The 23425-nt window shown below is 72.9% G+C and carries 21 protein-coding genes; 15 read left to right on the plus strand and 6 right to left on the minus strand.

What is annotated here, in order from left to right; all coding sequences use genetic code 11:
* The first annotated feature begins 29 nt into the window (after positions 1-29).
* The 5 genes from hppD to ABZ714_RS06750 all read left to right on the plus strand — a co-directional run bounded on the left by hppD (position 30) and on the right by ABZ714_RS06750 (position 6017).
* Complete coding sequence (hppD, locus tag ABZ714_RS06730) at positions 30-1175, plus strand: 4-hydroxyphenylpyruvate dioxygenase (protein WP_358824057.1); 1146 nt, start codon at positions 30-32, stop codon at positions 1173-1175.
* A 132-nt stretch (positions 1176-1307) separates the two neighbouring features.
* Positions 1308-2054, plus strand: coding sequence for a response regulator transcription factor (locus ABZ714_RS06735; RefSeq protein ID WP_358824148.1), 747 nt, complete (start codon positions 1308-1310; stop codon positions 2052-2054).
* Between the two features lie 109 nt (positions 2055-2163).
* On the plus strand, positions 2164-4239 hold the full coding sequence (locus tag ABZ714_RS06740) for a HAMP domain-containing sensor histidine kinase (RefSeq protein WP_358824149.1): 2076 nt from the start codon (positions 2164-2166) through the stop codon (positions 4237-4239).
* A 556-nt stretch (positions 4240-4795) separates the two neighbouring features.
* Positions 4796-5272, plus strand: coding sequence for a hypothetical protein (locus ABZ714_RS06745; RefSeq protein WP_358824058.1), 477 nt, complete (start codon positions 4796-4798; stop codon positions 5270-5272).
* 109 nt (positions 5273-5381) lie between these two features.
* A complete protein-coding gene (locus ABZ714_RS06750) occupies positions 5382-6017 on the plus strand; it encodes a class F sortase (RefSeq protein ID WP_358824059.1) in 636 nt (211 codons plus the stop codon).
* Between the two features lie 3 nt (positions 6018-6020).
* Here ABZ714_RS06750 and ABZ714_RS06755 read toward each other — a convergent pair whose 3' ends face one another.
* Positions 6021-7811, minus strand: a complete 1791-nt coding sequence (locus ABZ714_RS06755) for a tetratricopeptide repeat protein (RefSeq protein WP_358824060.1) — start codon at positions 7809-7811, stop codon at positions 6021-6023.
* A 97-nt stretch (positions 7812-7908) separates the two neighbouring features.
* Here ABZ714_RS06755 and ABZ714_RS06760 point away from each other — a divergent pair, with 97 nt between their 5' ends.
* Positions 7909-9390: an FAD-linked oxidase C-terminal domain-containing protein gene (locus ABZ714_RS06760; protein WP_358824061.1), complete on the plus strand. Its 1482-nt coding sequence runs from the start codon at positions 7909-7911 to the stop codon at positions 9388-9390.
* Between the two features lie 74 nt (positions 9391-9464).
* Here ABZ714_RS06760 and ABZ714_RS06765 read toward each other — a convergent pair whose 3' ends face one another.
* On the minus strand, positions 9465-10358 hold the full coding sequence (locus ABZ714_RS06765; protein WP_358824062.1) for an NAD(P)H-binding protein: 894 nt from the start codon (positions 10356-10358) through the stop codon (positions 9465-9467).
* A gap of 81 nt (positions 10359-10439) precedes the next feature.
* Between ABZ714_RS06765 and ABZ714_RS06770 the strand changes: the two genes are divergently transcribed.
* Positions 10440-11507 carry an AraC family transcriptional regulator gene (locus ABZ714_RS06770; protein WP_358824063.1) on the plus strand — a complete coding sequence of 356 codons (1068 nt, stop codon included), beginning with the start codon at positions 10440-10442 and terminating at the stop codon, positions 11505-11507.
* A gap of 153 nt (positions 11508-11660) precedes the next feature.
* Complete coding sequence (locus ABZ714_RS06775; RefSeq protein ID WP_358824064.1) at positions 11661-12050, plus strand: VOC family protein; 390 nt, start codon at positions 11661-11663, stop codon at positions 12048-12050.
* A 79-nt stretch (positions 12051-12129) separates the two neighbouring features.
* On the opposite strand, the gene ABZ714_RS06780 is transcribed toward ABZ714_RS06775, so the two are convergent.
* A complete protein-coding gene (locus tag ABZ714_RS06780; protein WP_358824065.1) occupies positions 12130-12600 on the minus strand; it encodes an SsgA family sporulation/cell division regulator in 471 nt (156 codons plus the stop codon).
* Positions 12601-12779: 179 nt separating this feature from the next.
* Here ABZ714_RS06780 and ABZ714_RS06785 point away from each other — a divergent pair, with 179 nt between their 5' ends.
* The 3 genes from ABZ714_RS06785 to ABZ714_RS06795 all read left to right on the plus strand — a co-directional run bounded on the left by ABZ714_RS06785 (position 12780) and on the right by ABZ714_RS06795 (position 15616).
* Positions 12780-13199, plus strand: coding sequence for a DUF6193 family natural product biosynthesis protein (locus tag ABZ714_RS06785; RefSeq protein ID WP_358824066.1), 420 nt, complete (start codon positions 12780-12782; stop codon positions 13197-13199).
* 135 nt (positions 13200-13334) lie between these two features.
* Complete coding sequence (locus ABZ714_RS06790; RefSeq protein ID WP_358824067.1) at positions 13335-14642, plus strand: RDD family protein; 1308 nt, start codon at positions 13335-13337, stop codon at positions 14640-14642.
* Between the two features lie 131 nt (positions 14643-14773).
* The gene (locus ABZ714_RS06795; protein ID WP_358824068.1) at positions 14774-15616 is read left to right on the plus strand and encodes an RDD family protein; all 843 of its coding nucleotides are present in this window, start codon (positions 14774-14776) and stop codon (positions 15614-15616) included.
* Here ABZ714_RS06795 and ABZ714_RS06800 read toward each other — a convergent pair.
* Positions 15609-15890, minus strand: a complete 282-nt coding sequence (locus tag ABZ714_RS06800) for a hypothetical protein (RefSeq protein ID WP_358824069.1) — start codon at positions 15888-15890, stop codon at positions 15609-15611. The two genes, ABZ714_RS06795 and ABZ714_RS06800, sit on opposite strands and share 8 nt — an antisense overlap.
* Before the next feature lie 823 nt (positions 15891-16713).
* Between ABZ714_RS06800 and ABZ714_RS06805 the strand changes: the two genes are divergently transcribed.
* Together ABZ714_RS06805 and ABZ714_RS06810 are read left to right on the plus strand one after the other, a co-directional pair.
* Positions 16714-19110 (plus strand): immune inhibitor A domain-containing protein, encoded by a 2397-nt coding sequence (locus tag ABZ714_RS06805; protein ID WP_358824150.1) that lies wholly within the window; start codon positions 16714-16716, stop codon positions 19108-19110.
* Positions 19111-19267: 157 nt separating this feature from the next.
* Complete coding sequence (locus ABZ714_RS06810; protein WP_358824070.1) at positions 19268-19579, plus strand: hypothetical protein; 312 nt, start codon at positions 19268-19270, stop codon at positions 19577-19579.
* Positions 19580-19657: 78 nt separating this feature from the next.
* Here the strand turns inward: ABZ714_RS06810 and ABZ714_RS06815 are convergent, their stop codons facing one another.
* Entirely contained in the window at positions 19658-20242 is a 585-nt protein-coding gene (locus ABZ714_RS06815; protein WP_358824071.1) for an isochorismatase family protein, read from the minus strand.
* A 328-nt stretch (positions 20243-20570) separates the two neighbouring features.
* Complete coding sequence (locus ABZ714_RS06820; protein WP_358824072.1) at positions 20571-21899, minus strand: nicotinate phosphoribosyltransferase; 1329 nt, start codon at positions 21897-21899, stop codon at positions 20571-20573.
* A gap of 166 nt (positions 21900-22065) precedes the next feature.
* On the opposite strand from ABZ714_RS06820, the gene clpS reads away from it, so the two are divergent.
* Positions 22066-22380, plus strand: a complete 315-nt coding sequence (clpS, locus tag ABZ714_RS06825) for an ATP-dependent Clp protease adapter ClpS (protein WP_358824073.1) — start codon at positions 22066-22068, stop codon at positions 22378-22380.
* Positions 22380-23009 carry a DUF2017 domain-containing protein gene (locus tag ABZ714_RS06830; RefSeq protein WP_358824074.1) on the plus strand — a complete coding sequence of 210 codons (630 nt, stop codon included), beginning with the start codon at positions 22380-22382 and terminating at the stop codon, positions 23007-23009. The genes clpS and ABZ714_RS06830 overlap by 1 nt, the downstream gene beginning before the upstream one ends.
* The last annotated feature ends 416 nt before the right edge of the window (positions 23010-23425 follow it).

The following is a 23425-nucleotide window of genomic DNA, read 5'->3' on the forward strand; positions in this document are numbered from 1 at the left end:
ACCTTGTGGAACGGGAGGAGTCTGCGACTATGACTGAGACCATCGATCACCACCCCACCACCGCGCGCGAGGCCGACCCCTTCCCGGTGAAGGGAATGGACGCGGTCGTCTTCGCCGTAGGCAACGCCAAGCAGGCCGCGCACTACTACTCCACCGCCTTCGGCATGAAGCTGGCCGCCTACTCCGGACCGGAGAACGGCAGCCGCGAGACCGCCAGTTATGTCCTGGAGAACGGTTCCGCCCGCTTCGTCTTCATCTCCGTCATCAAGCAGTCCACCGAGTGGGGCCGCTTCCTGGCCGGCCATGTCGCCGCCCACGGCGACGGCGTGGTGGACCTCGCCATCGAGGTCCCGGACGCCAGGGCCGCGTACGCCTACGCCACCGAGCACGGCGCCACCGGCCTCACCGAGCCGTACGAGCTGAAGGACGAGCACGGCACCGTCGTCCTCGCCGCCATCGCCACCTACGGCAACACCCGGCACACCCTGGTCCAGCGGTCCGGCTACGACGGCCCCTACCTGCCCGGCTTCACGGCCGCCGCGCCCATCGTCGAGCCCCCGGCCCGCCGGACCTTCCAGGCCGTCGACCACTGCGTCGGCAATGTGGAACTCGGCCGGATGAACGAATGGGTCGGCTTCTACAACAAGGTGATGGGCTTCACCAACATGAAGGAGTTCGTGGGCGACGACATCGCCACCGAGTACTCCGCCCTGATGTCGAAGGTCGTCGCCGACGGCACGCTGAAGGTCAAGTTCCCGATCAACGAGCCCGCGATCGCCAAGAAGAAGTCCCAGATCGACGAGTATCTGGAGTTCTACGGCGGCGCCGGGGTCCAGCACATCGCCCTCGCCACCAACGACATCGTCGCCACCGTACGGACCATGCGCGCCGCCGGGGTGCAGTTCCTCGACACCCCCGACTCGTACTACGACACCCTCGGCGAGTGGGCCGGGGAGACCCGGGTACCGGTCGAGACCCTGCGCGAGCTGAAGATCCTGGTCGACCGGGACGAGGACGGCTATCTGCTCCAGATCTTCACCAAGCCGGTCCAGGACCGGCCGACGGTCTTCTTCGAGATGATCGAGCGCCATGGCTCGATGGGCTTCGGAAAAGGCAACTTCAAGGCGCTCTTCGAGGCCATCGAGCGCGAACAGGCCAAGCGCGGCAACCTCTGACGGCCTCCGCCGCGCGGGCGGCGAAACGCGCGGCGGATGGGGGGAACGGGTGCGGTACGGGCCATCGGCCGCGTACCGCACCCGTGTTCGCATCCCGCCTCTGCATACGATCGACGGGTGTGCGCATATGTGATGATCGCCGAGGACGACGAGAAGCAGGCCGAGCTGGTCCGCCGCTACCTCCTGCGGGAAGGCCACACCGTCACCCTCGTGACCGACGGGCGCGCGGCCGTCGAGGCCGTCCGGCATCGGGCGCCCGACCTGCTGGTCCTCGATGTGATGATGCCGAGGATCGACGGTCTCGACGTGCTGCGGATCCTGCGGGCGGAGGCGTACGAACTCCCCGTACTGATGCTCACGGCCCGCTCCACCGAGGACGATCTGCTGCTCGGCCTCGACCTCGGCGCCGACGACTATATGACCAAGCCCTACAGCCCCCGGGAACTGATGGCCCGGGTCCGAACCCTGCTGCGGCGCGCCGGGGCCGGTAGCGGGGCCCGAACCGGGGGACCGGGCGGCGGTACGGCTCCGCCCGTCGACGACCAGCTCCTCACCGTCGGCGCGCTCGTCGTGGACCCCGAGCGGCACGAGGTCACCGTGGAGGGCGGCGGGATCGAGTGCACCCCCGGCGAGTTCCGGATCCTGGCCGCGATGGCGGCGGAACCGGGGCGGGTTTTCACGCGGCAGCGGCTGCTCCAGGAACTCCACGGCTACACCAGGTATATCGGCGACCGGACCGTGGACGTTCATATTATGAATCTGCGGAAGAAGGTCGAATCCGAACCGAAGCGGCCGCAACGGCTGCTGACCGTCTTCGGCGTCGGCTACAAGCTCGTCGCCCCGGCGGCCGTCGCTGGACACGGCGACCGTGTCTCGTAAGGAACGGAAGAGGGTGCGCCCGGGGGAGCCGGGCGGGGACCGGCGGGGACGTGGTGACCGTTCCGGACGCGGAGTCCGCGGCGACCGGCCCGTACGCGACGCGCGCCGACTGCCCCTGCGCAAGAGCCTGCTGGGGCGGCTGCTGGCCGTCTCCGCCCTGGTCGCCGTCTGCTCCGTCGCCGCCACCGCCTGGCTCGCCGCCCAGACCACGTCGGGCGCCATCAAACGCGAACAGGGCCGCAACCTGGCCGACGACGCCCGGATCTACCGCGACCTCCTCGGCCACGCCGCCACCAACGCCCAGTGGGACGGCGTCGAACGCCAGATCGCCGAGCTGTCCGAGACGTACGACCGGCGGATCGCGCTGGTCAATCCGCGGACCGGGCTCGTCGTCGCCGACTCCGCGACCGAACGGCCGCCGCCCGCGCTTCCCGAGGTCCCCGCCGCCGTCATCAACCCCCTCAACACCGATATCGCCCTCGTCCAGGCCGCTAACCGGTCGGGCGAGACCTCCGGCAGTCGCAGCCCCATCCCCGCCGACGGCGCCGGGGGCGGCATCGACCCGCGCGCCGTCGGCCCCTTCCGGCTGACGGCCGGCGAGCGCGCCCGCTCCCGGGCCGCCGCCGACCGGATCGTGAGCTGTCTGCGCGAATACTCCGTCACCGCCGAACGCGGCACCACACCCGCCGGGCGCTCCTACGTCCGGACCACCGGACTGGCGACCGGCCTCGGTGCCGAGGACGACGGCCGGACACCCTGCGACTTCGCCGAACTGAACCGGCCCACCCCCACCGAACAGAAGGCCCTCACCGAACTGAACAAGCTCTCCGACGCCTGTCTCAGCCGCAACGGCCGGAAGAACATCCCCCTCGCTATCGAGCACGCGTCGGAGGGCGAGCCGCGGATCGTCGTCGGCGACTACGCCGGTGTCAGGAAGCCCGAGCCGTTCCCGGTCCTCGACGCCGAGACCCGCAAGAGGGCCGCCGCGGAAGAGGCCGCCGAAGCCAGGATCCGCGAGGGGGACCGCAGGGCGGCCGTCAAGCCCGCGGAGCAGGAACTCCGGGTGGACCTGGGCCTCCTCCGTACCCCGCACAAGGTGGACAGCGTCGTCGAGAACTGTGTCGACACCGCCCGCCGCGACCAGCTCGGCTCCTACGTCTCCGCCCCCGCCCACCTGTACATAGGCGACCACGACGGCGGCGCCACCGTCCCCGGTTTCGACCTCTCCCCGGAGAACACCGCCCGGATCGCGGGGGTCGCCGCCCTCGTCCTCGCGCTCACCGTCGGCGCGTCCGTACTGGCCGCGACCCGGCTCGTCAGGCCCCTGCGGGCGCTCACCTCGGCCGCCCAGCTGATGAAGGACGGCGAGAGCGCGGAGCCCGTACCCGTACCCGTACGCGCCGACAACGAGATCGGCCGGCTGGCCACCGCCTTCAACGACATGGCCGCCCACCGCGCCCGGCTGGAGAACCAGCGCCGTGAGATGGTCGGCGACGTCGCCCATGAGCTGCGGACCCCGCTCAGTACGATCCGGGGCTGGCTGGAGGGCGCGCAGGACGGGGTCGCCGATCTCGACCCGGCGTTCGTCTCGTCCCTCCTCGAAGAGGCCGTCCAGCTCCAGCACATCATCGACGACCTCCAGGACCTGGCCCAGGCGGACGCCGGCGAACTGCGGCTCAGCCCGGCGCCGGTACGGATCGGGGAACTGCTCACCCAGGTCGCCGCCGCGCACGCGCCCCGGGCGGAACCGGCGGGCGTCCGGCTGACCGTGATCTGCCCTGAGCCGGATTCCGAGCCGGCCCCCGAACTCACAGCGGACCCGGTACGGCTGCGGCAGGCCGTGGGCAACCTGGTCTCCAACGCCGTACGCCACACCCCGCGCGGCGGCACGGTCACCCTGCGGGCGGCCCGGGCCCGGGCGGACACGCTGACCGTCGAGGTCGCCGACACCGGCGGCGGCATCCCCGCCGACGATCTGCCGTACGTCTTCGACCGCTTCTGGCGCGCCGACAAGTCACGCAACCGGCGGACCGGCGGCAGCGGGCTCGGCCTGGCGATCGTCCGCAAACTGGCGGAGGCGCACGGCGGTTCGGTATCGGTCCGCAGCACACTCGGTGAGGGATCGGTCTTCACCCTCCACCTCCCGACGACCCCACCCCCGGGGACCGAGGGAATGCCCGGGTAGTCGGCGCCCGTGCGGGCATTAGGCGGCGCTGGGGGTCCCCCATTGCCGAAGGCATAGGGGGCGGAACTGCGCGACCGGCCACGGGCGGCCCGGAGCCCGCGTACGGCCTTGGGCGGCCGGGCGGGCCCGGGTTTTCAGGGGCTCGGGGAACTGCGAGACCAGCCACGGGCGGCCCGCGGTCCGCCGACAACCTCAGGTGGCTGGGCGCGGCCCGGGTAGTTCGGGCGGTGCTCGGGAGAGCCAGGGGGCCGGGGTCCCCTGTTGCCGAGGGGCATAGGGGCGCGAGGAACCGCGCGACAAGCCACAGACGGGCCGCGGGCCGCGAACAACGCCCGGTTGCCGGGCGCGGCCCGGGTTTGGGGCGGTGCACAAGAGGGCCGAGGCGCCGGGCCCCATCGCGGAAGGCACATGCGGCGGAACCGCGCGAACAACCACAGGCGGGCCGCGGGCCGTCACGCGCTGACACCGCGGCGACCGGTCTCTGACAAGTTCTTCATACCCGTTGGCGAGCCTGGGGCCCGTACCGCTTCCCCGTCTCCCGAAACGGAGCCCTCGTATGACCGCACACACCTCGCGCCGCGCCCTGCGGGCCGTCGCCGTCACCGCCGCCGCCCTGGGCGCGCTGTTCGCCGGTGGTACGGCCGCCGTGGCCGACGCGAACCCGTCACCCTCGCCCGCCGTCGTCCCGCTCGACAAGGCGGCGGCCAAGGAAAGGCTCTCCAAGGCCGAGGCGGAGGCCAGGGCCAAGGGCGCCGGTGTCGAATGCCCGGCCGAGGCCACCAAGTCGTCCGAGAAGGTGAAGCGGATCTGCCTGAGCCCGGTCCAGGCCGAGCGCAAGGGCGCTCCGACCATCATCCGCGACGGCGAAGTCGTCGTGCCGCGCGGCGGGGTCGCCGCCGGTGAGCGGCCGGTCGCCGCCCAGGGCGGCCCGGGTGCCGCCACGGTGATCGGCGGTTCCGCCGCCGCCGTGACGCTGGCCGCCGCGGGCACCGTCGCCCTGCGCCGCCGCGCCGCGCACGGCGACGCGCGCTGACCCGTACGCGTACCCCGTACTCGTACCACTCGTACCACCCGCGGCGGCATCGCCCCGCCGCCGCGGGTTCGCGCCGTACGTTCCCCCGAACCCTCCAGGAGGTCATCCGATGCGCCGTCCGCGCGCGCTCGTCCGGCTCGCCGTCGGCGTGGTCTGCGCCCTCGTCCTGACGGGCTGCTCGTCCGGCGAGTCGCCCGGTACGCAGTCCGGTACGACCGGTTCCGAGACGGGTCCGGCCTCCCACGCGCCGGTCGGGCAGCCCGCCGGGGCGGCCGGGTCCGGGACCGCCGGAACGTCCGTCGCCGAACCCGTCCGGGTCTCCATCCCCGCCATCGGCGTCGACAGCGCCCTGATGCGGCTCGGCCTCAACGCCGACAAGACCGTCGAGGTACCGCCCCCGGACCAGGGCATGACGGCGGGCTGGTACACGGGCGGCGCCGTCCCCGGCGAGAAGGGCGCCGCCGTCGTCGTCGGACACAACGAGACCCGCGACGGGCGCGGTGTCTTCTTCGACCTCAAGAAGGTCACCAAGGGCGCCGAGGTGAAGATCCGCGACGCGCGCGGCGGGACCCGGGTCTTCAAGGTCACGGCCGTCGAGACCGTGAAGAAGAACGCCTTCCCCTCCCAGCGGGTGTACGGGCCCACCAACGGCCCCGAACTGCGGCTCGTCACCTGCGACGGCGCCTACGACGACCAGGGCCACACCGTGGACAACCTGATCGTCTACGCCGAGCCCGAAACCTGAGGCTCAACGGGTACGGGCCGTCCCCGCCGACGCGCCCGTACCCGTACCCGTGCCGCTACTCGTACCGGAGGACGTACCGGAACCCTGCCGCCGCGCCGACGGCGACCCCGTACCGAGCCCCTCCCGGCCCGTCACCTTCCGGGGCCCGCCCGCCGGGGGGTCGCCCAGCGTTGTGAGCGCCGACCGGGCCGCCGGGGCCAGCAGGGGTGAGAACTCCGGATGGGTGCGCAGGGCCTCGCCGATATGGCGGCGGGCCGCGCCGTACAGCCCGATGGACCGCTCGATCTCACCCCGGTGGTACGACGCCAGGGCGCTGCGCGGGCCCTCTTTTGTGGCCCGTACCGCGTACACCAGGCCCTCTTTTGCCCGGCCCGCCTTGAACAGCGCCCAGCCCAGCGCGTCCGCCGCGCGAGGGCTGCGTACCCCCCGGTCCCACTCCTCCTTCAGCCGCCGGGCCGCCACCGCCGCGTCGCCCGTGTCCCCGTGGTCGGACTCGTAACGGGCCAGCGCCAGGCTCTCGTTCGCGCCGTGGGCCGCCGCCCGGTCGGCCAGGACGCGCACCTGTTCGTACGCCCGCTCCGCCTCCGCGTCCCGCCCCAGGGACTCGTACAGCTCACCCGACTCCAGCGCGTACTGCGGCAGCGGCGCCTTCGCCAGTACCGCCGTCCAGGCGCGTACCGCGTCGTCCGTCCGGCCCAGCGCCGCCAGCGCCCTGGCCCGCCCCGCCAGCGCCTGATGCTGGTCGGGCACCAGCCGTACCGCCGCGTCAAAGCTGGTCAGGGCCTCGGTGGAGTCGCCGCGTTCCCAGGACAGCTCCCCGAGCCACCACAGCGCCGCCGCCTTCTCGGCGGTCCCGGTCGCCGCGCCCACCGCGTCGTGGGCGGTGGCCGCCGCGTCCTCGCGCCACCCCAGATCGCGGTAGACCCGGGCCGCGAGGCCGCGCGCCTGCGCGCCCTCGTAGAGGCTCTGCACCGACTCCAGGGACTTCTCCACCTTCTTCTTGTCGCCGAGTCCGCCGTACGCCTCCACCAGCGCCCGGTGCACGGTCCAGCGGCGCGGCTTCTGCTTGCGGGCCAGTACCGCGTACTCCCGGGCGGCCGGGAAGTCGCCCCGGGCGTTGGCCAGCCGGGCGAGACCGAGCAGGGCCTCCGTATTGCCCCGTTCGCCCGGCAAGACGGTGAGGGATCGTTTCAGCGCCTGCTCGGCCTTCCCGTACGCCGCCCAATCGCCGTGCCGCGCGCCCCGTTCCACGTACGCGGAACCGAGCACCGCCCAGGACTCCTCGTCGCGCGGATGGCCGCGCAGCCAGGACTCGCGGTCGGCGATCAGCGCGTTCAGCTCGGCGGTGGTCGTGGGGGCGCCCGCCTCCGCCGCCGTCTGCGCGCGGGCCAGCGGGCCCGGCAGCGGCGGCGGCCCGGCGGGGTCGGCCGGGATCGCCAGCACCACACCGGTGAGCAGCGACGCGACGACCAGCGCGCCGACCGCCGCGTTCTTCGCGGCCTCGCCTTTCGGACGCCGTACGGAGCCGAGCCCCCGGCCGTCGAAGCGGTCGAAGCGGTCGGGGCCGCCGGGGTCGTGGGGGCCGTAGGAGACGTAGACGTCACCGGTTCCGCCGGGACGGGGCTCCCCTGGGCGGCCCGAGACGACCGGTACGACCGGCGTGACCGGCGTGACCGGCGTGACCGGCGTGACCGGCGCGACCGGGACGGCCGGGGTGCCGTGGGCGACCGGCGAGCCCGGGTCGCCCGTTCCGCCGAATCCGTCGGGTCCGTCCGCTCCGCTCACAGTGCTCATACCGCTCATGCTGCGGCGCGGGCCCGTCCGGTACGACGATCTTCCCGGGGGCGCGGCCCGGGTTCACACCGATGGCCGTCGGTGCGAGGCTGGATTCATGGATCACGACGACGTCGTCCCCACCCCGGACACCACCCAGGGAACCGGCTCCGGAACCGGCTCCGGGACCGCCCCCGGGACCCCCTCAGGAGCCGGGGCGCCCGGCGGGCCGTACGGCGAACTGCTCGACCGGCTCGCCGCCGGTCTGCCCCCCGGGGCGCTGCTCACCGACCCCGATGTCACCGTCGCCTACGGCCGGGACATGGCGAGCTTCTGCGCCGCGGGCACCCCCGCCGTCGTCGTCCTGCCGCGCACCGTCGAACAGGTCCGGCACGTGATGCGGACCGCGACCGCCCTCCGCGTCCCCGTCGTCCCACAGGGCGCCAGGACCGGGCTCTCCGGCGCGGCCAACGCCGCCGACGGCTGGATCGTGCTCTCCCTCACCAAGATGGACCGGATCCTGGAGATCAGCCCGGTCGACCGGATCGCCGTCGTCGAACCCGGGGTGGTGAACGCGGCGCTCGCACGGGCCGTCGGCGCTCACGGCCTCACCTATCCGCCCGACCCCTCCAGCTGGGAATCGTGCACCATCGGCGGAAACATCGGCACCGCGTCCGGCGGGCTGTGCTGCGTCAAATACGGGGTGACCGCCGAGTACGTCCTCGGCCTCGACGTCGTCCTCGCCGACGGCCGGCTGCTCACCACCGGCCGCCGGACCGCGAAGGGCGTGGCCGGATACGACCTCACCCGGCTCTTCGTCGGCTCCGAGGGCACCCTGGGCATCGTGGTCAAGGCGGTCCTGGCGCTCCGGCCGAAGCCGCCGGAGCGGCTGGTGCTGGCCGCCGAGTTCCCGAGCGCGGCCGCCGCCTGCGAGGCGGTCTGCGCGATCATGGCGTCCGGTCACACCCCGTCCCTGCTGGAGCTGATGGACCGGACGACGATCCGCGCCGTCAACGCCCTGGGCAATATGGGGCTGCCCGAGACCACCGAGGCGCTGCTGCTGGCCGCGTTCGACACCCCCGACCCGGCGGCCGGCCTGGCCGCCGTCGGCGAACTGTGCGCCGCCGCCGGGGCGACCGAGATCGTCCCCGCCGACACCGCCGCCGAGTCCGAACTCCTCCTCCAGGCCCGGCGGTCGGCCCTGCCCGCCCTGGAGTCGCTGAAGCCCGCGACGATGATCGACGACGTCTGCGTACCGAGGTCCCGGCTCGGCGCGATGATGGACGGCACGGCGGCGATCGCCGAGAAGTACGGTCTGACGATCGGCGTCTGCGCCCACGCGGGCGACGGCAACACCCACCCCGTGGTCTGCTTCGACCACCACGACCCGGACGAGGCCCGGCGCGCCCGGGAGTCCTTCGACGCGATCATGGCCCTCGGGCTCGAACTGGGCGGCACGATCACCGGGGAGCACGGGGTCGGCGTCCTGAAGAAGGAGTGGCTGGCGCGGGAGCTGGGCCCGGTGGGTGTGGAGTTGCAGCGGGGCATCAAGCGGACGTTCGACCCGCTGGGGATCCTCAACCCGGGCAAGTTGTTCTGACGGGGAGGCCCGGTGGCCCGGAGATCGCGCGAAGGGAGCAGGGGGCGGACCGCGACTCTCCGCCCCCTGCTCCCTCACCCCTCCTGCCGGCCGGAATCCGGCTCCCAGGCACCTGCCTTCGCCGCGTCCGCGACAAAGGCGGTGAAGTCGCGCGGCTCCCGGCCCAGCGCTTCTTGTACGCCGTCCGAGAGATGGGCGTCGACGCCCCGCCGGATCGGTGAGAGCGTGTCGTCGTACCACCGCGCGTCCTCGGCGGGCCAGCCGTCGGCGACCAGCTCCGCCCGGAACTCCGCCGGAGCCACGGCCGTATAGCGCACCGGCCGCCCCGAGGCGGCGGAGATCTCCGCCGCCGCCTCGGCGAAGGTCAGGGCGCGCGGCCCGGAGAGTTCGTACGTCCGCCCCCGGTGCCCCTCCTCCGTCAACGCGGCCACCACCACATCCGCGATGTCCGCCGCGTCCACGAAGGGCACCGCCCCGTCCCCGGCGGAGAGCCGCAGCTCACCGGAGCGGACCGCGTCGCGGAAGAAGCCCTCGCTGAAGTTCTGCGCGAACCAGCCGGGCCGTACGACCGTCCACTCCAGACCGGTCTCCCGGATCGCCGCGTCCCCGTCGATATGGGTGACGCCGGACGGATTGCCGTCCCCCATGTACCCGGGTACGTCGACCCCGCGCCCCGACAGGAGAACGGCCCGCGCCACCCCCGCCGCCTCGGCCCGGGCGAGGAACGGCCGGGTCAGCCGCTCACCGTCGACCGGTACGACAAACACACCGTCGACCCCGTCCAGTACCGGACCCCAGGTCGCCCGGTCCGTCCACTCGAAGCGGGGGGAGCCGGACCGGGAGCCGATCCGGACCGTGTGCCCGAGGGCGCGGAGCCGGGCGGCGACCCTGCGCCCGTTGGTACCCGTACCGCCGAGGACCAGTACGTGCCGCGTCCCCGGCGTCGTCTCTGCTGTCTGCTCTGCCATGCCCCCAGCCAACCGCTGCCGGGCTGGACGATCCATCGCTCAGACTCTTCGTTCCATGTCTCAGCGTCTTACTCTGTCCTCATGAGGACAGAGGTCGCGGAGAGGACGGGCACCGCGGACGTCCTGGCCGAACTGCTGGACGGGGTACGGGCCAGAGGCGCGCTGATCCGCTGCGCCTGCCTCGACGGCCCCTGGTCGATCCGGCTGGCCGGAGGCGCGCCCCTGACCCTGCTGGCGCTGGTCCGGGGGACGGCGTGGATCGTGCCGGACACCGGGGAGCCGGTGGCCGTCGGCGAGGGCGATGTGGCGGTGGTCCGGGGCCCGGCCGCGTACACCGTCGCCGACGACCCGGGGGCCCGGCCGTACACCCTGATCACCGGCGCCGCCTACTGCCCGCCGGGGGCGGGCGGCGAGGGCGTGGAGATCCTGGTCGGCCCGGCGGGTCCGGCCGGGGACGGCGGGGAGTGCGAGGACCCCCGCGACCCCCGCACGCCACCCCTGCCCGGCTGCCCGACCGGCCCCGCCCGGCTGCCCGACCGGAGCGACACGGTCCTGCTCAGCGGCGCGTACGACGCCCCGGGCACCGTCAGCGACCGGCTGCTGCGCGCCCTGCCCGACGTACTCGTGGTCCCCGCCGCCGACTTCGACCGCCCCCTGTTCGACCTGGTCACCGCCGAGATCGGCACCCCGCGCCCCGGCCGCCGTACGATGCTCGACCGGCTGCTGGACCTGATGCTGCTCGCCGCCCTGCGGGCCTGGTTCGACCGGCCTGGGGCCGGGGCGCCGCCCTGGTACCGGGCTCTGGAGCACCCCGTCGCCGGACCGGCGCTGCGGCTGCTCCACGAACACCCCGCCCGGCGCTGGACCGTCGCCGGACTCGCCGCCGCGACCGGGGTCTCCCGCGCGGCGCTCGCCCGCCACTTCACCGAACAGGTCGGCGAGCCGCCGATGGCGTATCTCGCCTCGTGGCGGGTGGACACCGCCGCCGATCTGCTGCTCGGCACCGACGACACGGTGGAACGGATCGCCCGCCGGGTCGGCTACGCCAACGCCTTCGCCCTCAGCGTCGCCTTCAAACGGCTCCGGGGTCTCAGCCCGACCCGCTACCGGGCCCGACTCCGGTCGGAGGAAGGGGAGTCGGAGGCGTAGGCACTCCGCGCCCGGGTCCCGGACCGCCGCCCTAGGGCGAAGGCCCGATGGTCCGGGCGGGGCCGGCGCTCCTACGGTGGAGAGGTCGCCGGGACGTCCACGACGGAGCACAGCCCGCCATCCGAAGCCGTTGAACCCGAGGTAGGAGCAGCCATGTCCGCCCGACTGGACCACACCATCGTCCGGAGCCACGACCGCTTCCGGGGCGCGAACTTCCTCGCCGAACTCATCGAGTCGCCGGAGCCCTGGAAGAACGGCCCCTTCGCCGCCCTCACCCTGGAGGACGGACTCACCCTCGACTATCTCGACGTGGAGGGGGAGATCGTCTCCCAGCATCTGGCGTTCCAGGTCCCCGACGCCCTCTTCGACACCATCCTCGGCAAGGTCGTCGAACGCGGCCTGCCGTACTGGGCCGACCCCAGGCACCTGGAGCCGGGCCGGACGTACCTCCTCAACGGCAGCCGGGGCTTCTACCTCGACGACCCGGACGGCCACGCGCTGGAGTTCCTCACCCCGCCCGGCACGGCCGCCGACCCGGCCTGACTTCCGCCCGGCACCGGACCGTCTCCGGTCGGGGCGGGGCGCCCGTGGTGCCCCGCCCGCCGGACAGGGGGCGCGCCCGTCACGCATCCCCGTCCTCCGCGTCCGCCTGCGGTCCGCCGCCCCAGCCGCCGTCGGCCGCGTGGTGCGCCAGCAGCCCGGCGATCCCGTCGTCGATATCCAGATTTCCGGCCTCGGCCCCCGGCGGGACCACTCGCAACGTCCGTTCCAGCCACGCCGACACCACCGCCGACGGCGCTTCCAGCAGGGCGTCCCCGTCGGGCGAGCTGAGTGCCATCAGCACCACGTTCCGCCCGTCGACCTTGGTCGGCCAGATCCGGACGTCCCCGTGCCCGCACGGCCGGAACACCCCCTCCACCAGCAGCTCCCGCGCGAAGGTCCACTTGACCGGGGCGTCCGAGCCGATGTGGAAGGTGATGTGTACGGCATAGGGGTCGTCGGTCCGGTACGTCAGCCGCGCGGGCACCGGGATGCTCCGCTCCGGCGACAACACCAGCCGGAGTTCGAGTTCGCGTTCCACCACGGAGTGCATGGGGGCCTTCTCTCCTCGTCACCAAGGGCCCCTCGTCGGGCCCACACCGGTGAGAGCGGCCCCACGCCCGTTCATTACGCGACTTCCCGAAGTTTTTTTCTCCAATCTCCGGACCGGCCCCGACGACCGTGCCGGGACCCCGTCCACACCCTCGCGCCGGGCCCGTAGGAGGATCACCCGTGACGGCGGCCGGACCGGGGGAGATCCATGACGGACGACGACAGCGCTCGCACCGCCGCCGGGATCGTGGCGGCGAGCTGGGAGTATCTGCTGACCGAAGCGGTATCGGCCGACCTGGTCCGACTCGAAGTGGTGCGAGCCGCATACGCCGATCCACGGTTGCGCGGCTGTTCGCCGGAGTCGGCCACGGGGTGCTGTTCTTCAGCCTCAGCACCGAGTCGCCGTACACCCTGGTCGGCGGAACCGTCTACCACCGCGCCGACGGCCGCTTCCTCGTACGCGGACTTCCGGACCGCGACGGACTGGGCGAGACCGACTCCCCCGACGCGGCGTTCCGGCTCCTCGCCGACAACATCCCCGCCGACGCGGGCCCGGTGGTCGTGGGCCGGGGTGTCCCACCGGGTCCTCCGAAGCGGTGAAACCAGTGGTGCGCGGGCCCTTCTCCGACACACCGGTTCGGGGTCGTTACCGTGGGAGACGCCCGGGTGAGGCCAAGCGTCTGATAGATGTGGAGGGTTGAGACCAGGCTCGCGAGGAGATACGGGACCACGGTGATGAGCGCCCCCACCCCGCACGGCGGCGACGGCAGTCCCGCGCCGGGCTACTACCCCGATCCGTCGATTCCCAGTTACGTCCGGTACTGGAACGGCGCGTCCTGGGTGCCGGGTACGAGTCGGCCCGCGCCCCGGGACGCGGGTGACGCGCCCGCCGCCGAGCCCGCCCCGCTGCCCGCTCCCACCGCTTCGGCCGTGCCCGCCGTCGAGGAGACCGGGCCCGTGTTTCTGGACGAGGAGCCCGAGGAGGAGGCGGCGGTCCGGCCCGAGCCCGCGAGTGTGTGGCAGGCGGACTCCGCGCGGCAGGGCGGCTTCGGGGGCGACGCGGACCGGGTCGCCTGGGGTGGTTCGGGAGCCGAGGGGCGCGTACCGGCGCAGCCCGCGGCGCCCGCCGTCGGGGGCGGAGACGGGAGCGAGCGGCCCGTTCCGGCCGAGCCCGTGACCGACGGCACGGTCACCATCCGGGCCGTACGGCCGCCGGAGCGGACCGCCGTCGCGCCGTCGCCGCTGCCCGCGGCCGAGGAGCCCGCACCGGCGCCCGCGCCCGTACCCCGGCAGCCCGAGCCCCGGGCCGTCGTATCCGAGCAGACGTACGCGGCACCGGCACCGGCACCGGTCGCTCCGGCGCCCGTCACTCCCTGGCCCCAGCCGCAACCCCAGTCGCAGCGGCCCGCCCCGCAGCAGGCACCTCCGCCCCAGCCGACCCCGCAGCCCCAGCCGCAGATTCACGCCCAGCCGCAGGCGGCCGTCGGGGGTGACGGGCCCGTCATCCCGTGGAAGCCGCCGGTGGAGGATCCGTTCCTCGCCGTCGTCCGGGCGCAGGCCGCCGCGCGGCCCGCCGGGCTCGGGCGGCGGCTGGTCGCCCGGCTGATCGACACCGTGGTGCTGGGGGCGATGGCGGGCGCCGTCGCCATCCCCTTCGTGACGGCCGCGATCGACCACATCGACGGCAAGATCGAGGCGGCCAAGCTGTCCGGCGAGACCGTCACGGTCTGGCTGCTCGACGGCACCACCGGCGCCCAGCTCGGGATCGTGCTCGCGGCGCTGCTGGTGCTCGGCGCGCTCTACGAGGCGCTGCCGACCGCGAAGTGGGGGCGGACCCTCGGCAAGAAGCTCTGCGGGGTCTCGGTGGTGGACATCGAGTCGCACGAGCCGCCGACCTTCGGTGCCGCCCTGCGCCGCTGGCTGGTCTACGGCGGGCTCGGGCTGATCGTCCTCGGTGTGGTGAACGTGCTGTGGTGCCTGGTCGACCGGCCCTGGCGGCAGTGCTGGCACGACAAGGCGGCCCGGACCTTCGTCCAGGGCTGACCCCGGCCGACCCCGGCGGCGGCCCGGCGGGCCCGGACACCTGAGCCGCTGAACCCCGCCCGGCGGCCGGGCGTCCCCCGAACGGCGTGCGTCCTTTTGCGGGGATCCCGGCCCCGGGTTGCACTGCCGTCATGAGCAACGATCAGCCACCGCCCGCCGGACCGGGCGGCGACGGGCACGACGGCCCGCCCGAGAACGATCCGTTCCGCAAGCCGCCCCCGGGCCCGGGCGGGGGTGCCGAACCACCGCCCCCGCCCCCCGGCGGCCCGCCACCGGGTCAGTCCCCGCCCCCGCCACCGCAGGGCCCACCGCCCGGTTCGCCGTACGGTCCAGGCCAGGGCGGCGGTCCGTACGGCGGTTCGGGCCCCTACGGCGGCGCGGGCGGAACTCCGCCGCCCCCGTACGGCGGCGGTCCCTACGGCGGCGGCCCGTACGGAGGGACCCCCGATCCCCTCGCGGGCATGCCGCCGCTCGCCGACTTCGGGCGCCGACTCGCCGCCCGGGTGATCGACGCGCTGATCGTCTTCATCCCGCTCTTCCTGATCTCGCTGCTCGCGGGCGGCTGGGACACCTCGGGCGGCGGTGACGACTGGGACGACATCACCAGCGACCTCAACACCGGCCGCCAGTGGCTCTGGTCGCTGATCTCCCTCGTCGCCTATGTCGCCTACGACACCCTGATGGTGAAGCGGAACGGCCAGACCGTCGGCAAACGGCTGCTGCGGCTGCGGGTCGCCATGCTCAACGACGGCAGCACACCGAACACCGGCGCGGCGCTGACCCGGGCCGCCGTGCTGTGGGCGCCCGCGTTGATCTGCTGCTTCTGCGTCTGGTGGCTGGTCATCATCATCACGATCGTGGCCGACAAGCCCTATCGGCAGGGCCTGCACGACAAGGCGGCCAAGACCCTGGTGGTCACCGTCCCGGAGGGGACGACCCCCGGACCGGGGGCCGGCCCCGGCGGGGCTACCTGAGGCCGGAGTCCGCCCCGGCCCCGGCATGCGCCCGGGGCCGGGCGGTCGGGTACGCGGTGGTCACGGCGGCGGCGGTACGGCTCGCCCGGGCCGCCCGGATCGCCCGGCTCATCGGCAGGGCCGTGGCCACCAGCAGTCCGAGGGCCATCGAGACCACCCCGATCGCGGCGACGCCCAGGGCGTGCGAGGTACGGGTGAAGAGGAGCAGGGCGAGCGCCGAGAAGACGACGGTGGCCGAACCGGAGGCGAGCTGTGCGGCAGTCGGACGCGGCATGACGGTATCCGTCCTCACGACAGAAGGAAGAACAGGCCGGGGGGTGTCGCTCGACACGGTCGCTCTGTCAAGAGACTCTACGGTGCTGGATGCCCTCCGGGTAACGGCGGTAAGCGTCGCTCCACCCCCGCCGCCGGTGCATAGGGGGCGCACGGGTTCATACCCCTTGACTTGCCGCCGTCGTGGTGCAGGTGCCGTCCGTACGGCCGCCGCGGGTGGCCTCGCACTCCCCGAACCCGCCCGCGAACCCGCTCCCGCGCCGGGGGTCCGGAGCCTCGACGCCGGCCGCCGGATGTCCGCGTACGACGGTTCCGCTTACGGTTCCGTACGCGTCGCGCCCGGCCGCCGCGGCCCCGGCCGCCGTACGCCCGCGTCCCGATCCGGCGCGCTCACGGCCGAGAACTCCGTACCCGCGCACCCCCGGTGGCCAAACCTCATCGGTTCGTACACCGGCGTACCCGGCGGCGACCGTCCGATAGCCCCGGCACCGCTGGCCTGAAAGCGACCCGGGACCCCGGTCGTGAACCGTCCTGACCGGCGCTCCCGTGCCATCCGGACCGTAGGTCCGCCGTACCGTGACCGGCCTCCTGGCCGATAGTCGCCGTCCGAATATCGGAAATCGGCATCCGCATAGGGCAGTTGAGATGTCCGAGTCAAGGACTGGTTTTTCTTCCGTACGTACGGTCGAATGCGGTCACTTGAGACGCGACCCCCGCCCGGACGGTCCCACCACCCCCCTTTTCCAGATCCGCGGCACCGGGGCGCGGAGGAGGATTTGGCTCACGTGACCACCACCAGAAACGGCCGCGGACGGTCCCTCAGAATGTCCGCGGTCGTCGTCGCGCTCGCGGCGACCGCCGCCACCGCGTCGGCGTACGGCACGGCCCGGGCGGAGGACCGGGGATCCCGGTCGGAGGCCGCGGCTCCCGTCCAGCGGCACGACCCGGCGCCCGGCCCGGACCATGTCGACCACGATCTCGACGGGCCGTTCAGCAAGCAGCAGGCCCAGCAGCGCGCGACGGCGCTGGAGCAGGTCATCAGCGGCGAGTCCACCGTGGAACGGCGGGGCGCCTCCAAGGTCGTCAAGCTCGACAAGGGCAAGTACGTCGAGCTGGGCCGGGAGAAGACCGACAAGATCTTCACGATCCTGCTGGAGTTCGGCGACAGGATCGACGACACCACGACGCACGACCCGGACGGGCCCGACGGCCCCCAGCCGCCGGTGACGAAGTACGGCGGGACGCCCGGTCCCCTGCACAACAAGATCAAGCAGCCGGACCGGACGAAGGACAACGCCACCGACTGGAAGGCGGACTACAACCGCGCCCACTTCCAGGACCTGTACTTCGGTACCGGCAAGGACGCCCAGGGCCGGACCAAGCAGTCCGTGAAGACCTACTTCGAGAAGGCGTCCTCGGGCCGCTACTCCGTCGACGGCACGGTCTCCGACTGGGTCAAGGTCGAGTGGAACGAGGCCCGCTACGGCTCCAACTGGTGCGGCGAGAGCACCTGCAAGAGCGTCTGGGACGCGGTCCGCGACGGCGTCAACGCCTGGGTCGCCGACCAGAAGGCGCAGGGCCGTACCGACGAGCAGATCACCGCGGACCTCAAGCAGTACGACGTCTGGGACCGCTACGACTTCGACAACGACGGCAACTTCAACGAGTCCGACGGCTATATCGACCACTTCCAGTTCGTCCACGCGGGCGAGGACGAGTCGGCGGGCGGCGGCGCCCAGGGCGCCAACGCCATCTGGGCGCACCGCTGGTACGCCTACGGCGACGACAACGGCCGGACCGGCCCCGCGAACAACCGGGCGGGCGGCACCCAGATCGGCACCACCGGGATCTGGGTCGGCGACTACACGGTCCAGCCCGAGAACGGCGGACTCGGCGTCTTCGCCCACGAGTACGGCCACGACCTCGGTCTGCCGGACCTCTACGACTACTCCGGCCGGGGCGAGAACTCCACCGGCTTCTGGAGCCTGATGTCCTCCGGCTCGTGGCTCGGCCGCGGCAAGGAGGCCATCGGCGACCTCCCCGGCGACATGACCGCCTGGGACAAGCTCCAGCTCGGCTGGCTCAACTACACCAAGGCGCGGGCGGCCACCGACTCCGTCCACACCCTCGGGGTCTCCGCCTACAACACCAGGCGGCCCCAGGCGCTGATCGTCGAACTGCCGAAGAAGCCCGGCACCACCCCGGTCGTCCCGCCCGCCGAGGGCAGCCGCCAGTGGTGGAGCGACATGGGTGACGACCTGCGCAACACCCTGACCCGCAAGGTCGACCTCACCGGCAAGTCGTCGGCGTCCCTGAGCCTGTCGGCCTGGTGGCAGATCGAGGCCGGGTACGACTACCTCTACACCGAGGTCTCCGCCGACGGCGGGGTCACCTGGAACGCCGTCGACGGCACCGCCGACGGCCGGCCCATCACCCGGGACGCGGGCGACCGCCCGGCGCTCACCGGCCGCTCCGGGGCGCACCGCGCGCTGGTCTACCCGCTGGACGCCTACGCGGGCAAGAAGATCGACCTCCGGTTCCAGTACCGGACCGACAGCGCCACCGCCGAGAAGGGCTTCACCGCCGACAGGATCACCGTCACGGCCGACGGCGCGCCGCTCTTCACCGACGGCGCCGAGACCGACGACGCGGGCTGGACCAAGGCCGGCTTCAGCCGGATCGGCGACTCCTTCACCAAGGACTACGAGCAGTACTACCTGGCGGAGAACCGGCAGTACGTCTCGTACGACCACGGTCTGAAGGTCGGCCCGTACAACTTCGGCTTCCCCGCGCCGCTGAACCGCTGGGTCGAGCACTTCCCGTACCAGAACGGGCTGATGATCTGGTACTGGGACACCTTCCAGCGGGACAACAACACCGGGGTGCACCCCGGAAGTGGGCAGATCCTGCCGATCGACGCGAATCCCGAGCCGCTGAAGTGGTCCGACGGTACGGTGATGCGCAACCGGATCCAGACCTTCGACTCGACCTTCTCGACCCGGCCGTACGACGCGGTCACGCTGCACAAGAACGGCGTGCCGACGACGATCCCGGCCCGGCCCGGCAAGAGCGTCTTCGACGACCGCAAGGGCGTCTACTGGTACGCCGAGAACCCGACCGGCAGCGTGAAGGTAACTGACACCAACACCAAGATCTCGATCCTCAAGGAGCCGAGAAGCGGTGAAACGATCACCGTCAAGGTTGGTCCGTCGACCAAGTAAATAGCGTTATCGCAGGTCAAAGCATGATCGGCCGTCGCCCTCTAGCGGGCGACGGCCGATCGTGTTTAGGTGCGTGGTGACCGCCTCTTATTGACACCCGGGTCCCGCACCGACCGGCGGACCCCGGGCCCACACACCCACGGGGGAGTGGTACACCATGCCCGGCGGAGGTTTCAGCAGACTCCCGAACGGCAGCGTCGTCGTCGCGCTCAGCCTGCCCAGCCCGCTGGACGACGGCAGCGCCGCCCGCTTCCTGGTCCATGCCGCGAACCGGGCCCGCGCCCTGACCAGGCTGCGGAATCTGGGGCTGCGCGCCGTCTATCTGCGGGGGAACGCGGAGCCGCCGACACCGGACGAGATCACGGCCGTACTGCACCACCCCGACGGACTGCTCTGGCGGCCGCACGAGGCACCCGTCTCCGCCCTCTGGCACCCCTTCCGGACCCCGCTGCGGGGCCGCTGGGCCTGAGGTACGGCCGGGCGCCGACCCCGTACGGCCGTACGCGCGAACGGATCCGCGGCCCCGGCGGGCCGGGCCCCGGGTTCGTCAGACCACCGGCTCCCCGGTCAGCTCCACGCCCGCCTCCCGCAGCTCCGGCAGCACCCATGCCGTCCGCTCCTCGGAGACCCCCGCCGTCAGATCGAGCAGGACCCGGGTGGTGAACCCCTCCCGGGCCGCGTCCAGGGCGGTCGCCCGGACGCAGTGGTCGGTGGCGATCCCCACCACGTCCACCTCCGTGACACCCTGTGCCCGCAGCCACGCGGCGAGACCGGTGCCGTTCTCGTCCGTGCCCTCGAAGCCGCTGTACGCCGCCGCGTACGCGCCCTTGTCGAAGACGGCGTCGATCGCGCCGGACGCCACGGCCGGGGCGAAGTTCGGATGGAAGCCCGCGCCCTCCGTGCCCGCGACGCAGTGCACCGGCCACGAGGTCTCGTAGTCGGGGTGGTCGGAGAAGTGGTCGCCCGGATCGATGTGGTGGTCCCGGGTGGCCACCACATGGCGGTACGCCGGGCTGCTCTCACCGATCAGATCGGTGATCGCGGCCGCGACCCCGGCACCCCCCGCCACCGCGAGGCTGCCGCCCTCGCAGAAATCGTTCTGGACATCGACGACGATCAGCGCGCGGTGCATGGCGGGTGTCCTTCGGGGAGATCGGGGAGATTCGGGGAGATTCACGGATTCTCGGGGTGGGCGGGGAACAGGAAAGACCGGGAGGGCGGTCGGGGCCGGAGTGGAGAAAGGTTTCGGTAGCGGTACGGCAATCGCACCGCGAGGGTGGTCGCAACGGGTCCGGGCGGGGCCGCCGCACGGGCCCGGCCCGGGGTTCCGTACCCCGGACTCCGCCCGGTAAGCCGCCCGCGAGGGCCCCTTTTCCTGGAGCGTCCCCGCACGGCGGGCCCTCACACCACCCGGGCCCCGCCTTTCACGCGGACGCCCCGCCGGGGCCGCCCCCGTCCCTTCAGACGTACTCCGTCGGCAGCACCGGCTCGCCCCGCGACAGCTGCGTCGCGGAGAGCGGCAGCGCGCCCCGGGCGGCCCGGTGCCGCTCGCGCGCCACGTCCAGCGGCTCCCGGGCCACGATCTCGCCGCCCCGGACCAGCTCGATCTGGAGCCGGTGCGGGACCAGCTCCTCCGGTACGGGTCCGGTGCCCACGACCTCCGCCTCCGCCGTGCCCTCCGCGTCCGGCCGCCGGGCCGCCCACTTCCGGCCGCCGATCGACGCCTTGCCGCCCACGGACTTCTTCGCCACCGGCTCCAGCGGCGCGTCCGGGGCCTCGCCCCGGGCCCTGGCGACCAGCTTGTAGACCATCGAGCAGGTGGGGTGACCGCTGCCGGTGACCAGCTGGGTGCCCACGCCGTACCCGTCCACCGGGGCCGCCGCCAGCGACGCGATGGCGTACTCGTCCAGATCGGAGGTGACCGTGATCCTGGTGTGGCGGGCGCCCAGCTCGTCGAGCTGCTGCCGGACCCGGTGGGCCACCAGCAGCAGGTCCCCGGAGTCGATCCGGACCGCCCCCAGCTCGGGCCCGGCGATCTCCACCGCCGTCCGGACCGCCTCCGCCACGTCGTACGTGTCGACCAGCAGCGTCGTCCCCCGGCCCAGCGAGTCGACCTGCGCCCGGAAGGCGTCCCGCTCGCTGTCGTGGAGCAGGGTGAAGGCATGGGCGCTGGTGCCGACGGTCGGGATGCCGTACCGGAACCCGGCCGCCAGATCCGAGGTGGAGTCGAAGCCGCCGACGTACGCCGCCCGGGACGCGGCCACCGCGGCCAGCTCGTGGGTCCGGCGCGCGCCCATCTCGATCAGCCGCCGGCCGCCCGCGGCCGTGGCCATCCGGGACGCGGCCGCGGCGATCGCCGAGTCGTGGTTGAGGATCGAGAGGATCACGGTCTCCAGCAGCACGCACTCCGCGAAGCTGCCCTCGACCCGCAGGACCGGCGAGCCCGGGAAGTAGACCTCGCCCTCCGGATAGCCCCGGATGTCACCGCTGAAGCGGTACGAGGCCAGCCACTCCAGGGTCGCCGCGTCCACGATCTCCCGCTCCCGCAGGAAGGCCAGTACGTCCGGGTCGAACCGGAAGTTGGCCACCGCGTCCAGGACCCGTCCCGTGCCCGCGACGACCCCGTACCGCCGCCCCTCGGGGAGCCGCCGGGTGAAGACCTCGAAGACGGACCTGCGGTGGGCCGTGCCCGCCCGCAGCGCCGCCTGGAGCATGGTGAACTCGTACTGATCGGTGAAGAGGGCCGTGGAGGGTACATCGACCGGGAGCCCCAGGTCAGCGGTGTTCACGAGAGTCGACCTCACGCTTTCTGCGCCGTTCCCCGCCCGGGGCGGGGCGCGCCGTCGAACGCCCGTGGGAACCGGGCGATCCAGCCATGGCCAGATGCTACCCCACATTTCGTCACTCTGACGAAATGGGGAGCCGTTTATGCGCCCCGGCGCCCCGGGTGGCAGCATGGATCGGGTGAGTGTCGCTCCCACTGAGATCACGCGCCCCGAGTCGGCGGAGCAGAGTTCCGTCGTTCCCGAACCCGACGTGCCGTGGGTGACGCTCGTCCACAACGACCCCGTGAATCTGATGAGCTATGTCACCTACGTCTTCCAGGCGTATTTCGGCTACTCCAAGGACAAGGCCCGCAAGCTGATGCTCGACGTCCATCACAAGGGACGCGCAGTGGTCTCCAGCGGCAGCCGCGAGGAGATGGAGCGCGACGTGCAGGCGATGCACGGATACGGCCTCTGGGCGACCCTCACCCAGGACCGCGGCTGATGCCGGGACACTTCGAGCCGCTGCCCGGAGGCGGGGCCGCCGTCGCGCTCGACGACGTGGAGATCTCCATCCTGCGGTCCCTGGCGATCCAGCTGCTGGAGCTGATCGGGCCCGGCGACGAGCCGGTCGAGGGCGAGGACCCGCTGGCCGCGCTGTTCGCGGAGGGGCCGACGGAGCCGCCGTCCGACCCGGCGCTGGCCCGGCTCTTCCCCGACGCCTACCGGGGTCCCACCCCGGCGCCCCGCCCGCCCGGCGAACCGGGCCCCGGGATGACCGAGGAGGAGATCCGCGCGGCCTCCTCCGAGTTCCGCCGCTACACCGAGAACGATCTGCGCGCGGGCAAGCGGGCCAACGCGCTCGCCGTCGTCCGGGCCCTGGACGGGCTGGAGCCGGGCGGCGATTCCGCCGCCGTACTGAAACTGCCCCACGACCAGTGCCGCTACTGGCTGGGCGCCCTCAACGATCTGCGGCTGACCATCGGCACCCGGCTGGAGGTCTCGGACGAGGACGACGCGGGCGAGACGGGCCTCTACCGGCTGCCGGACGACGATCCGCGCAAGCCGATGGTGATGGCCTACCTCTGGCTGGGGGTCCTTCAGGAGACCCTGGTCGAGACGCTGCTGCCTTGAGCGTGCCGGGCGGCTGAGCGTGCCGGGCGGGCCGGTTCCGGTTCCGGCTCCTGCGGTCGCGGCCGCCCGGTTTCGTGCACCGTCCGGGGCCGGTCTTCCCCCGCCGCGAACATCCGCCTGGGCGCCCTCCGGCCCGCTCCCGTCCGTCCGTTCGGTTGTTCGCTCAACGGACGCTCAAATCCGAATAACGATCGCGTGACGCCCCCGAGGTGATTAGACCCTCGGAGAGGCTTTTGTCCGGTTCTATATGTGGGATACGGCACAAGAAGCCGGATCGATCTTTGTCGCAACCGTGATAGATCTTCACGACCGCCAGGGGCACCACCCATGCCCCTGGAGGCGCTTGAGCCGGCGGACCGCCGGTGGCACTCCATCCATATCCGGGGGGATCAGGAACTGATCCGCGGTTACCCGCC

It is taken from the genome of Streptomyces sp. NPDC006798 (assembly GCF_040635975.1).
GTDB lineage: Bacteria > Actinomycetota > Actinomycetes > Streptomycetales > Streptomycetaceae > Streptomyces.

Bases quoted from the DNA above. Each gene is read 5' to 3' on its own strand.
- ABZ714_RS06760 (WP_358824061.1), top strand. From the start codon at position 7,909: ATGGATCACGACGACGTCGTCCCCACCCCGGACACCACCCAGGGAACC.
- clpS (WP_358824073.1), top strand. From the start codon at position 22,066: ATGGATCGGGTGAGTGTCGCTCCCACTGAGATCACGCGCCCCGAGTCG.
- ABZ714_RS06735 (WP_358824148.1), top strand. From the start codon at position 1,308: ATGATCGCCGAGGACGACGAGAAGCAGGCCGAGCTGGTCCGCCGCTAC.
- ABZ714_RS06745 (WP_358824058.1), top strand. From the start codon at position 4,796: ATGACCGCACACACCTCGCGCCGCGCCCTGCGGGCCGTCGCCGTCACC.
- ABZ714_RS06830 (WP_358824074.1), top strand. From the start codon at position 22,380: ATGCCGGGACACTTCGAGCCGCTGCCCGGAGGCGGGGCCGCCGTCGCG.
- ABZ714_RS06770 (WP_358824063.1), top strand. From the start codon at position 10,440: ATGAGGACAGAGGTCGCGGAGAGGACGGGCACCGCGGACGTCCTGGCC.
- ABZ714_RS06810 (WP_358824070.1), top strand. From the start codon at position 19,268: ATGCCCGGCGGAGGTTTCAGCAGACTCCCGAACGGCAGCGTCGTCGTC.
- hppD (WP_358824057.1), top strand. From the start codon at position 30: ATGACTGAGACCATCGATCACCACCCCACCACCGCGCGCGAGGCCGAC.
- ABZ714_RS06800 (WP_358824069.1), bottom strand. From the start codon at position 15,890: ATGCCGCGTCCGACTGCCGCACAGCTCGCCTCCGGTTCGGCCACCGTC.
- ABZ714_RS06780 (WP_358824065.1), bottom strand. From the start codon at position 12,600: ATGCACTCCGTGGTGGAACGCGAACTCGAACTCCGGCTGGTGTTGTCG.
- ABZ714_RS06805 (WP_358824150.1), top strand. From the start codon at position 16,714: ATGTCCGCGGTCGTCGTCGCGCTCGCGGCGACCGCCGCCACCGCGTCG.
- ABZ714_RS06775 (WP_358824064.1), top strand. From the start codon at position 11,661: ATGTCCGCCCGACTGGACCACACCATCGTCCGGAGCCACGACCGCTTC.
- ABZ714_RS06755 (WP_358824060.1), bottom strand. From the start codon at position 7,811: ATGAGCACTGTGAGCGGAGCGGACGGACCCGACGGATTCGGCGGAACG.
- ABZ714_RS06815 (WP_358824071.1), bottom strand. From the start codon at position 20,242: ATGCACCGCGCGCTGATCGTCGTCGATGTCCAGAACGATTTCTGCGAG.
- ABZ714_RS06765 (WP_358824062.1), bottom strand. From the start codon at position 10,358: ATGGCAGAGCAGACAGCAGAGACGACGCCGGGGACGCGGCACGTACTG.
- ABZ714_RS06795 (WP_358824068.1), top strand. From the start codon at position 14,774: ATGAGCAACGATCAGCCACCGCCCGCCGGACCGGGCGGCGACGGGCAC.
- ABZ714_RS06750 (WP_358824059.1), top strand. From the start codon at position 5,382: ATGCGCCGTCCGCGCGCGCTCGTCCGGCTCGCCGTCGGCGTGGTCTGC.
- ABZ714_RS06790 (WP_358824067.1), top strand. From the start codon at position 13,335: ATGAGCGCCCCCACCCCGCACGGCGGCGACGGCAGTCCCGCGCCGGGC.